The following is a 10,303-nucleotide window of genomic DNA, read 5'->3' as shown; positions in this document are numbered from 1 at the left end:
AGGCAATATTTTAGGAAGTGAAAATTGGTACTCCGGTGAGAAAGTCTCTATGTTGGATGCTATCAAGAGAAATAAGGATACCATACATTTTAAGGCAGGCGTTATGGATGAAGAACTGATTGGCGAAGCAATAGAGCAAAATGCAATTATGATGGCCAATGATGATAACTATTTGATTAATGAATACGGTAAACATCTTAAGCCAGAAGCTTATATTAAATATGTCTTACCTTATGAAGACATTGTTGATACAATCAACAATGTATATGAGACTAATGCTGAAACGTTGTCCACAAATGGCTTTACCATTGTTAACGTGAATAGTGTCTTGCCAATTGATACATTAAGGCCACAGGACGCGAAAGATTTCTATAAAAAAGTAAATCAATATGCCACAGACTCAATTATTGGGAATACTACCTTGTCACAAGATGAGAAAGAAAAGCATATGGAGATGCTTTCTAGGGTAAAGATTCCTTTTCACTATGATTATAGTGCTGGATATGAACAGTTTCTGTTTCTATTTCAGATACTATCCTTAGTAATATTGGCGGTTATAGCCATTTGTATAGCACCTATTTTTGCAGATGAATATCAAAACAGAACAGACTATCTTTTATTATCAACTAGATTCGGAAAGAATAAAGAAATTATCGCAAAAATATTTACAGGAATAACTCTTGCGCTGGGGATCACAATCATTACATTGTCGATTGCAGTAATCGGGCTATTCAGCATTTTTGGTAGTACGGGAGGGAATATGGCAATACAATCCATGAATGTATCATCCACTTATCCTGTAACATTATTGGAAGCTACGATGATTTCTATAGGTGTTGTACTTGTAATGTCAATATTTTTCGCAATGCTAACGTTACTATTTTCATCATTGTTCAAATCATCATTTCCAGTTATCATACTATCTTTTGTTGTATTAATAGCACCTAGTATTATTAATGTTTCACCGATACATCGAACTTTGTATCAAATACTTCAAATATTTCCTACTAAGGCATGTACCGTAGTAGCTATTTTCTCGCCATACCTATTTAAATTTAGGGGTATCGTATTAACGCCAGCCATCACTTATGTTGGATTTGCTATCGTTGGTTCCTTGATTATTTTACCATTTGCGTACCGTGGATTTAAAAATCATCAGGTTGGATAGGTTAATTTCCGTTTTAGAAAGAATCTACCAGTTATATCAGAAAAAATCACCTTGTTATGAACTATCTGCTGTCAGTCTTTTATGTTCAATGTGGATAGATTTATACCAGATTTTATCGGTTAATTCATTTGAGTCAAAATCATCTTTTTCTCCTGATATTCACACACAGAAACAGATGATGTGCTACATCTATGAAAATGCTGCTGAACGGTTAACATTAGAAGACATCGCACGTTCCGGATGTATCAGTCGCACAAAATGCTGTCAGATTTTTCGGGAATATTTAAATAAAACACCTATGGAATTTCTCAATACTTACCGTTTAGAGATGAGCATGGACATGCTCCGTAATTCCGATTTATCAGTAACAGAGATTGCCTATAATTGCGGTTTCCATGGACTCAGTTATTTTTCTGAAATTTTCAAAAAATATAAAGGTTGTACTCCGAGTGAATACAGAAACGATGAAATTGTTTTTATTTAGGGCGGTAAAAGAAATAATTATGGAGGTTATTTTATGATTAGCACATTAGGTCAAGTTATGGTTTATGTGAATAACCAAGATGAATCTGTAAAATTCTGGACTGAGAAGGTAGGTTTTACTGTAATATCAGAAGAGGATAATGGTGAAGGGATGAGGTGGATTGAGATTGCTCCACAAAAGGATTCGCAAACATCTATCGTACTTCACAACAAGGAAGTAATCGCAAAAATGGGATCGGGGGCAAATTTAGAAGCACCGTCGTTATTATTTTTCACAGAAGATATAGAATCATTACATGCCAAGTTATCTAGTAATAATGTTTTTGTGGGTGAAATAGTAACTATGCCAATAGGTAAAACTTTTCATTTTGCAGATAGTGAACAGAATTATTTTGCGGTGGCTGAAAGAAATAGAAAATAATGAGTTATATGAAAGGGGAAAAAAAATATCAATCAGAGAATCTGATTTGATAAGGTATTATGAATTTAGTAAATATAGAAAGTGGCTTATATAGATGATTCTTGCATCTATATAAGCCATTATTGTATTAAAGATTACTACACCTTCTATTAACTAGTTTATGATTGAGACGTTAAAATCATAAGTCTTATGCAAGAGAGCTAGTGAGTTAATTTGGATTTATATAAGTGTAAATGCAGTTGTAAAACGATGAAAAATAATATAATATGGTACATAATGGAATTATAAACAAGGATTGAGGATAAATATGAAGTTAATAATTGAAAAGGGTACACTACGCGACGCAGACGAATTGGGAAGACTTTATGATGACTTAAATGACTTTCTAGCTTGCCACACAAATTATCCAGGCTGGAAAAAGAATGTTTATCCAACACGGGATGATGCAGTTGAGGGAATTGAAGAAGGTAACTTGCTTGTTGCACGTACAGAAGGTAAGATTGTTGGTACTGTGATTCTTAGGCATCGACCTGAATCGGCTTATGCACTGGTAAATTGGCAATCAGATTGGGATTATAGTAATATTCTTGTTATTTATACATTTGCAGTTCATCCAGAATATTTAAACAAACATGTTGGAAAGCAGATAATGAATTTTATTCTTGAGTATGCAGAGGAAATGAAAATGAAAGCTATTCGGTTGGATGTCTATCAAAAAAACATTCCAGCTATAAGACTTTATGAAAGCTGTGGCTTTCAGTATATTGACACAGTTGATTTAGGATATAGTGAATATGGATTAGATTTATTTAAGCTTTATCAGTGTATATTATGAGATTTTGAAGCTACAAAAGCCCAATAAATGTTTGGTCTATCAAGAATGATTGAAATGGAAGCATTAAAATAAGATATAAACATTAATTAAGCAACCAGCGTTTTCAGAATGTAAAGCTAGAATTATGTATTCATATAGAATGATATTGCGAAGTAGACGAGGGGTAGCTGTTGGTAGCTATCTTTCTAAATTTATAATTATTATAATTGAAGCATGGGAAAATTAGGTATATTATTAACTGGAGGGTTTTTATTTTGTTATTTGCTAAAGGAGATATTTTAATGGGTATATTTATTAATATTGGCATTCCATTATTTTTTATGGCTATTATTATACAAAGATTAAAACGTATGAAAGAAATAATAATCCAAACAAGAAAAAAATATGTAGAAATTGCTATTGCATCGATTGTTTTTATAGCTATCATATATTTATTTGCAAATACTTGGATTCATTATGTAATAGGGATATTAGGAACTCTTATGTTTGTAACTATGTGGCTTGCACAAGGAATTACACCAGAAGGCTTCTTATCAATGTATAAATATAAAGAAAGAATATCATGGGATGAAATTGAGAAGATTATAGTAATTGAATCCAAGGATATAAAGATTAAGTTATCTGGTGGTTTTATGCAACAGACGTTCTGTTTTAAAAAGAGTGATTATGATAAAGTTATTACTATACTAAAGGAAAAATTACCTGTACAAACACAATTAGAAACAATATTTCACAAATAGAACATGACAGTAATAAGTTAGAGGAAGTTAAAATAAGGTGGACAGATTTATAAAATGGTTGAAGCATCAAACAAAAGATTCCCTAAAGGTGTCGAGCCCTTTCAAATGGCTACAAGGTTATTAGAGGAATGCGGTGAGGTTGCTAAAGAAATAAATCATTCTATACAACAATCAAAAGATGAGGGGTTAATTGATAATCTCAGTTAAGTTTTCCATACGGCAATAAGTATGGCTGGTATAAAAGTAATTTTAAATAAAAAGGTTAAGTCATTTTAAAAATATCGAGAAGACTATATAGAGAAAAGTATTACGATCCTAAGTTATGAAAGGATTGTTTTATCTAAAGGATTGGAGAAAAAATAAATGAACGATTTAAAAATATTTACAGAAAATATTGAGCCGGAAGCATTAAATCAGATATATACATTAATTAAACAACCGGCGTTTTCAGAATGTAAAGTTAGAATTATGCCCGACGTTCACGCGGGAGCAGGTTGCGTTATAGGGTTCACGGCAGATTTAGGTGATAAAGTAATTCCTAATATAGTAGGAGTTGATATCGGCTGCGGAATGCTTACTGTAAAACTAAGAGAAAAAGAAATTGACTTGCGAAAACTTGATGATGTAATAAGAAAGTATATTCCAAATGGAAAGAATGTTCATGAAGGTAGGCAAGTTAAATATGAAAAAATCCAAGACTTATATTGTTACAGAGAGTTAAAGGATACAAGAAGACTTGAGCGCAGTATAGGTACTTTAGGCGGAGGGAACCACTTTATTGAAATTGACACTGATTCTGAAAATAACAAATATTTAATCATCCATTCAGGAAGTAGAAACCTAGGCAAACAGGTAGCTGAATATTATCAAAATCTAGCCGTTGAAATAATGCAAGGAAAAGATGAACTTTATAAGATGCAAGAAGAGTTAATCGTGGAGTATAAAGCAAAAGGCAAAAGAAAAGAAATACAATCCGCCATAAAAGAGCTGCACAGAAAGTTTAGTCCGAATCCGTTAAATATTCCAAAGGAACTTTGTTACCTTACAGGTGAATACAGAAATAGATATCTTCATGATATGAAGATTTGTCAAGAGTACGCTGAAATAAATCGGATTACTATGGCTAATATAATTATCGATAAAATGGGATGGATGAAACAACAAACATTTCAAACGATTCATAATTATATAGAACATGACAGTAATTTGGTTAGAAAAGGTGCTATTTCCGCAAAGAAAGATGAGTTACTTTTAATTCCTATTAACATGAGAGATGGTTGTATATTAGGAAAAGGTCTAGGAAATGGCGATTGGAATCAATCAGCTCCTCATGGTGCCGGTAGAATTATGAGTAGATCAAAGGCAAAAGAGGTCGTAGATATAGAAGAATATAAAAGGTCAATGAGTGGCATTTTTACAACGTCTGTAAATGAAGGAACTATTGACGAAGCTCCTATGGTTTATAAACCAATAGAAGAGATTATTGAAAATATTAAAGATACTGTTGAAATTATTGATGTCATAAAACCAATTTATAATTTTAAAGCATGTGAATAATAATTGAATCCTAGCAAAAATGATTTAATATTGCTAGGATTTTGCTTTAGCGTATCTGTATACTACAATTGAAAGGGGCGAGTTGATGGAATTTCTGGATCGTATAACTCAAGTGGTAAAGATAAAATACATTAGGTGGTGATTAATATAATGGATAAATATACTTTTACTCAAGTAGACAAGAAGCAATATGGCATCTACCATGCTATTTACTCAGATTGCAATATATTTATGAGGCTTGATTGGAACGAGCGAATGAATGTGCTTAAATCAAACGAAAATGGATATTTTGTATTTCTTAAAGATAAATTAGTTGGTGGATTTTCATTATTAGACAATCAAATAAGTAATCCTTTTATGTTCCCACCATTTATCGACAGGCTTTTGTTTTGGAAAATTGTGTTGGATTATGCTTCCGAAATCTGCTGTAAGGATGAATTGTATCTATCTAATATATCCAAAGCGGATGTTGAGATCCTTACTGAACAATTTTCAGCAACTATTAAAATGACTCAACGTATAATGCTTCGGCCAACAGAGCAGAGTGATGTTGGTCTTAAAGGGAATTTCTATTTTACTGAACTTTTAGAAAATGATATACCCTACATTGTACAGACTGTTTTTACAGCACATTCCACGGGTTATACATCAAAGTCCAAAACACCAGATAAAGAAGAAATCGAAAAAGCAATTAACATGCGATTTCAAGCATTTTCACAAACTAAAACGTTACACTTAAGTACATTGGTAAAAAGTATTGATAATCATGAATTAGTGGGGGTATGTATTGCAGGCATATATCCTGATTCACCGAATAACTTTTCAACTATTCATCAAGTTTCTGTATTACCAGAATTTCGTAAAAGAGGAATCGCAGAATCTATGATGCTTAGAACTATTAACACTGCGCACACTATTTCTCCAGTTATTACGTTAGGTGTAATGGTCGGAAATCCAGCAGAACAGTTATATAATAAACTTGGTTTTACTTCTGGTCCAAGCTATTGCAATCTAATATACACTGTTCAATAATCATGTAAACGGAGGGAACTGATGTATCCTTGTGGTGATGGCGGATCTATGTAATTTGCTATAGTATACAAATGCGAAATGGAGATTATTTATATTTTGAGAGGAATTGCATAAAAGATGAGTGAAATAATGAAAAATTTGAAAGTAATATTTATGGGTACACCTGATTTTAGTGTAAATGTACTTAATAGCTTAGTTTATACTACTAATGTAATAGGAGTAGTAACTAAACCAGATAAATTAGTTGGTAGAAAACAAGTATTGACAGAATCAGCTGTAAAAAAGGTGGCACTTGAAAACAATATAAAAGTAATACAACCAACTAAAATAAGAAATGAATATCAAAGTATAATAGATTTAAATCCTGATATCATTATAACTTGTGCGTATGGTCAATTTCTCCCAAAAGAGATATTAGATTATCCTAAATATGGTTGTATAAATGTTCATGCATCACTTCTTCCAAAATTAAGAGGAGGAGCACCTATTCATAAAGCTATTATTGATGGATATACCACTACAGGTATTACCATAATGTATATGGGATTAAAAATGGATAATGGTGATATAATAAGCCAAAAAAGCATTGAAATAGAAAAAACTGATAATGTAGGTACGTTACATGATAAATTAAGCCTATTAGGTGCAGAATTATTAATAGAAACGTTACCAAATATTATAAGTGGACAAATAAATAGAATAGTCCAAAATGAAGAAGAAGTAACCTTTGGTTATAATATATCAAGAGAAGATGAACATATAGATTTCAATAAAACAAAAATAGAAGTTTTTAACCACATAAGAGGACTTAACCCATGGCCAGTATCTTATGCAGTTTTAGATGATGAAGAAATAAAAATATACGAAATTATTATAGGTGAAGATATTTATAAGGAAAAATCAAATGGGGAAATAGTAAAATTATACAAGGATGGAATAGGAATTAAGGTATCTGATGGGGAAATTATTTTAAAAACAATAAAACCGTCAGGTAAGAAAAAAATGAGTGTAAAAGATTATTTTAATGGTTTTCAAGAAAAAAACAATTTAATTGGTAAGGTATTCAGGTGATTTATGAGTAGCCCTCATATATAATTGCGATTAGTACCGCCAACAGCTCATATAGAAATGAAATCAGGAAGTGAATTCTTCGATTACAAAAAATCGAGAGAGAATCCACTTCCTTTTTGCATTACCTGTTTGTCTATCATACGGCAAAAAAATTGAAAATCAAGCTGCATTCTGATTACAAAAACCTGCATTTCGTTTACAAAGCCTGCATTTCGATTACAAAAGTGGCATTTCGTTTACAAATATTTAGTTGTCAGTTACAAACATTGCATCTCGGATTACAAAATGGCATTTTGCTTTACTATTGAGCCTCTTTAAAAGTTTAGACATATGAAATATTACATAAAGGAATGTATAAATGATAAAATGTAAGATATAATTGACATTATGGAGAAATAAGTATATTATAAAGGAAACAAAAAAAATATTACAACGTAATTGGAGGAAAGCATATGAATGGAATTTTTAGTATGGTTTTATTTGGAGTTTTATTTGGTCTTCTGCTAGCGTTTATTCTATTGTCAACGAAAAAGTACGATGAGAGGCAGGCATTAATTAGAGGAAGGGCATATATGATTAGCTTCTATATTATGATTGCTTACTATATAATCTATGGTTTCAGTTCAATTGTGGAAGATAAAGTTGATAAAACGACGGTAATGTTTACGGGAATTATAATTGCGGTTGCATACCATTTCTCATATTGTATTTGGAAGGATGCCTATTTTCCACTGAATGAAGATAAGAAGAAGATGATGATTACTTTTGTAGGAATTGCAATTTTTAATTTAGTGCCTGGACTTGGTAATTTATTTCACGGTAAAATTTTTGTGGATGGTGTGATTACTTATCATTGCTTAAATTTACTTTGTGCAATTTTATTCATGTATTTAGTTATTGTACTGTTGGTAAAGAAGCTTACTATGAATAGGCAAAGTGAATAGGAGAATGTCGTGAAGAATTTAAAATTAAAGTCGGCTCGAGTCGCTATGGACCTTTCACAACAGCAGCTTGCGGATTTGGTTGGGGTATCGAGACAGACAATCTCTTTAATTGAAAAAGGGGATTATAATCCAACCATTAATTTGTGTATTGCAATATGTAAGGCATTGCATAAGACATTAGATGAATTGTTTTGGTATTAGCCTTGACTTTGACGCGACGTAAAGAGATAGAATCCTTTTTGTAAGGAGGGAGATACATGGAAACAATGACAATCAGCCAGTTGTCCAAGGCCTATGGGGTTACCACACGGACACTTCGTTATTACGAAGAAATCGGATTAATTGAGAGCGTGAAGAAGGAAGATTATGCTTATCGAACTTATGACGATGCTACTGTAAGACGTCTACAGCAGATTATCTTGTTAAGAAAGCTTCGAATTAAGCTTCAGGATATCGCAAGAATCCTGCAAAATAACCAGGCCATCATTGCAATTGAGGTATTCGAAGAATGCCTTAAGGATGTGAATGAGGAAATAAAAGCTCTAGATACAATTCGTTATCTGTATGAAACATTGCTTTTGCAACTGCGTGAAAGTATAACGGAACTTGGAATGCTAGGAGTGGTTAAAAATGATGTGTTATTGGAAACTATCCAGTCACTGCCTCTGATGAAAACAAAGCTTAAGGAGGAAAAAGTTAGAATGGAAGATTTAAACAAAGTGAATGAAACTATTCAGAGGTTAAGGGATGAAGAAGTAAGGATAATTTATTTGCCGTCAGTAACTGTGGCTAGTGCACATTACATAGGAGAAAACCCTGAGGATCAAGCTCAGTCAATCCTGAATCAGTTTGTAAAAGAACAGAAATTAAATGAAACCAATAAAGGTCTAAGAGTATTTGGCTTTAACAATCCGAGTCCTAAACGTCTAGGTGAAGTTTATGGATATGAATTCTGCGTAACAATTCCAGAAGAATTTGATGTACCCAAGCCACTGGAGAAGAAGATGCTCGAGGGTGGCATGTATGCAGTGTATTGCATTAAGATGGGTGATTTCGAAAAATGGCCCCTCTTATGGAAATGGGTCGAAGCTAGCCAGGAATACGATTATGATAGAAGAGAGCCGCTAGGAATGGATGGTGCACTAGAGGAACATTTAAATGCTCCTCTGTATTACGCACGATCTGGGGAAGAGCAGAAATTTATCCAGCTTGATCTGATGGTTCCAATTAGGAAGGCGAAGAAGTAATAAGTATAGTAAAAAATTGAGCTTAAGATAAATAGTAGCCCCTACTGGATAATTAGATAAGAAACCTTATCCAGTAGGGGTTGTCACAAAATAGAGTTTTTCTATCGTGCAACATCCTATATCTTTTGGTTCATATTTTGTTGGTTGCAAATGGTGTAATGATCTTAGTAAGAATAGAAAAATGAGTAACATAAAATCTAGGACTTGTATTTAACAAAATGGATATTATAAACAATAGTAGCATAAAGTAAATAAATAAAAATATTAGGAAACTATTTGGTGATTAAAATGTTCCGAATGATTAATTTGGTTAATTACGACTCAGAACTTGAACGTTTTACTGATAAAGAAGATTTAATTCAATTTTACTCAAAGTATGGAATAGACGGGATTGAATTACAAAAAGTACAAGATTTACAAGAAAATTATCTTCATCAGGATATGATTATGGGAATACATCTTCCGTTTTTTAATACATGGGTGGACTTTTACAAAGGTGACATGGATAAGGTATTAAAAGATTATGGAACCATGGAAGTAGTGGAACAAATCTATGGTGGTACAGAAAAATCTGCCATATTAAAAGCATATAAAGATCAATTGGAGTTTGCAGATCGTATTGGAGCTAAGTATGTTGTATTTCATATTTGTGATATTTCGATTGATGAAACGTTTACTGGTAGATTTATTCATTCGGATGAGGAAGTTATTGATGTCTCCTGTACGTTAATAAATGAATTGTTGGAGGGTAAAAACTATCAATTTGATTTCTTAATGGAGAATCTTTGGTGGCCTGGTTTAAATT

The 10,303-nt window shown here is 32.4% G+C and carries 12 protein-coding genes and 1 pseudogene; all 13 read left to right on the top strand.

Annotation, left to right across the window (positions count from 1 at the left end):
- Positions 1–1,168, top strand: a 1,168-nt coding sequence (locus RTP52_RS16385; protein ID WP_312372531.1) for an ABC transporter permease, incomplete at its 5' end; no start/stop codon positions are given.
- Positions 1,161–1,652 (top strand): helix-turn-helix transcriptional regulator, encoded by a 492-nt coding sequence (locus RTP52_RS16380; RefSeq protein ID WP_312372529.1) that lies wholly within the window; start codon positions 1,161–1,163, stop codon positions 1,650–1,652. The genes RTP52_RS16385 and RTP52_RS16380, both read left to right, overlap by 8 nt.
- 33 nt (positions 1,653–1,685) lie before the next feature.
- The gene (locus tag RTP52_RS16375) at positions 1,686–2,072 is read left to right on the top strand and encodes a VOC family protein (RefSeq protein ID WP_312372527.1); all 387 of its coding nucleotides are present in this window, start codon (positions 1,686–1,688) and stop codon (positions 2,070–2,072) included.
- Positions 2,073–2,379: 307 nt separating this feature from the next.
- On the top strand, positions 2,380–2,907 hold the full coding sequence (locus RTP52_RS16370) for a GNAT family N-acetyltransferase (protein WP_312372525.1): 528 nt from the start codon (positions 2,380–2,382) through the stop codon (positions 2,905–2,907).
- A 254-nt stretch (positions 2,908–3,161) separates the two neighbouring features.
- A complete protein-coding gene (locus RTP52_RS16365) occupies positions 3,162–3,647 on the top strand; it encodes a hypothetical protein (protein ID WP_312372523.1) in 486 nt (161 codons plus the stop codon).
- Positions 3,648–3,701: 54 nt separating this feature from the next.
- On the top strand, positions 3,702–3,854 hold the full coding sequence (locus tag RTP52_RS16360; protein WP_312372521.1) for a hypothetical protein: 153 nt from the start codon (positions 3,702–3,704) through the stop codon (positions 3,852–3,854).
- A gap of 156 nt (positions 3,855–4,010) precedes the next feature.
- The gene (locus RTP52_RS16355) at positions 4,011–5,204 is read left to right on the top strand and encodes an RtcB family protein (RefSeq protein ID WP_312372519.1); all 1,194 of its coding nucleotides are present in this window, start codon (positions 4,011–4,013) and stop codon (positions 5,202–5,204) included.
- 150 nt (positions 5,205–5,354) lie between these two features.
- Positions 5,355–6,236, top strand: a complete 882-nt coding sequence (locus RTP52_RS16350; protein ID WP_312372518.1) for a GNAT family N-acetyltransferase — start codon at positions 5,355–5,357, stop codon at positions 6,234–6,236.
- 117 nt (positions 6,237–6,353) lie between these two features.
- Entirely contained in the window at positions 6,354–7,307 is a 954-nt protein-coding gene (fmt, locus tag RTP52_RS16345) for a methionyl-tRNA formyltransferase (protein WP_312372516.1), read from the top strand.
- Positions 7,308–7,759: 452 nt separating this feature from the next.
- Positions 7,760–8,251 carry a hypothetical protein gene (locus RTP52_RS16340; RefSeq protein WP_312372515.1) on the top strand — a complete coding sequence of 164 codons (492 nt, stop codon included), beginning with the start codon at positions 7,760–7,762 and terminating at the stop codon, positions 8,249–8,251.
- Between the two features lie 9 nt (positions 8,252–8,260).
- Entirely contained in the window at positions 8,261–8,452 is a 192-nt protein-coding gene (locus tag RTP52_RS16335) for a helix-turn-helix transcriptional regulator (protein ID WP_312372514.1), read from the top strand.
- Positions 8,453–8,508: 56 nt separating this feature from the next.
- Positions 8,509–9,498, top strand: coding sequence for an effector binding domain-containing protein (locus tag RTP52_RS16330; RefSeq protein ID WP_312372513.1), 990 nt, complete (start codon positions 8,509–8,511; stop codon positions 9,496–9,498).
- 279 nt (positions 9,499–9,777) lie between these two features.
- A pseudogene (locus RTP52_RS16325) lies at positions 9,778–10,303 on the top strand (hypothetical protein); the annotation flags it as partial.

Origin of the sequence: Lachnoclostridium sp. (genome assembly GCF_031997925.1) — a bacterium.
Lineage (GTDB): Bacteria > Bacillota > Clostridia > Lachnospirales > Lachnospiraceae > Lachnoclostridium.
Note: the sequence above shows the minus strand (reverse complement) of the source record. Positions and strands in the feature narration are given on the sequence as shown.

What these genes read in the sequence shown, in the direction of transcription:
- RTP52_RS16375 (WP_312372527.1), top strand. Translation starts at nt 1,686, where the DNA reads ATGATTAGCACATTAGGTCAAGTTATGGTTTATGTGAATAACCAAGAT.
- RTP52_RS16370 (WP_312372525.1), top strand. Translation starts at nt 2,380, where the DNA reads ATGAAGTTAATAATTGAAAAGGGTACACTACGCGACGCAGACGAATTG.
- RTP52_RS16360 (WP_312372521.1), top strand. Translation starts at nt 3,702, where the DNA reads ATGGTTGAAGCATCAAACAAAAGATTCCCTAAAGGTGTCGAGCCCTTT.
- RTP52_RS16355 (WP_312372519.1), top strand. Translation starts at nt 4,011, where the DNA reads ATGAACGATTTAAAAATATTTACAGAAAATATTGAGCCGGAAGCATTA.
- RTP52_RS16350 (WP_312372518.1), top strand. Translation starts at nt 5,355, where the DNA reads ATGGATAAATATACTTTTACTCAAGTAGACAAGAAGCAATATGGCATC.
- fmt (WP_312372516.1), top strand. Translation starts at nt 6,354, where the DNA reads ATGAGTGAAATAATGAAAAATTTGAAAGTAATATTTATGGGTACACCT.
- RTP52_RS16340 (WP_312372515.1), top strand. Translation starts at nt 7,760, where the DNA reads ATGAATGGAATTTTTAGTATGGTTTTATTTGGAGTTTTATTTGGTCTT.
- RTP52_RS16330 (WP_312372513.1), top strand. Translation starts at nt 8,509, where the DNA reads ATGGAAACAATGACAATCAGCCAGTTGTCCAAGGCCTATGGGGTTACC.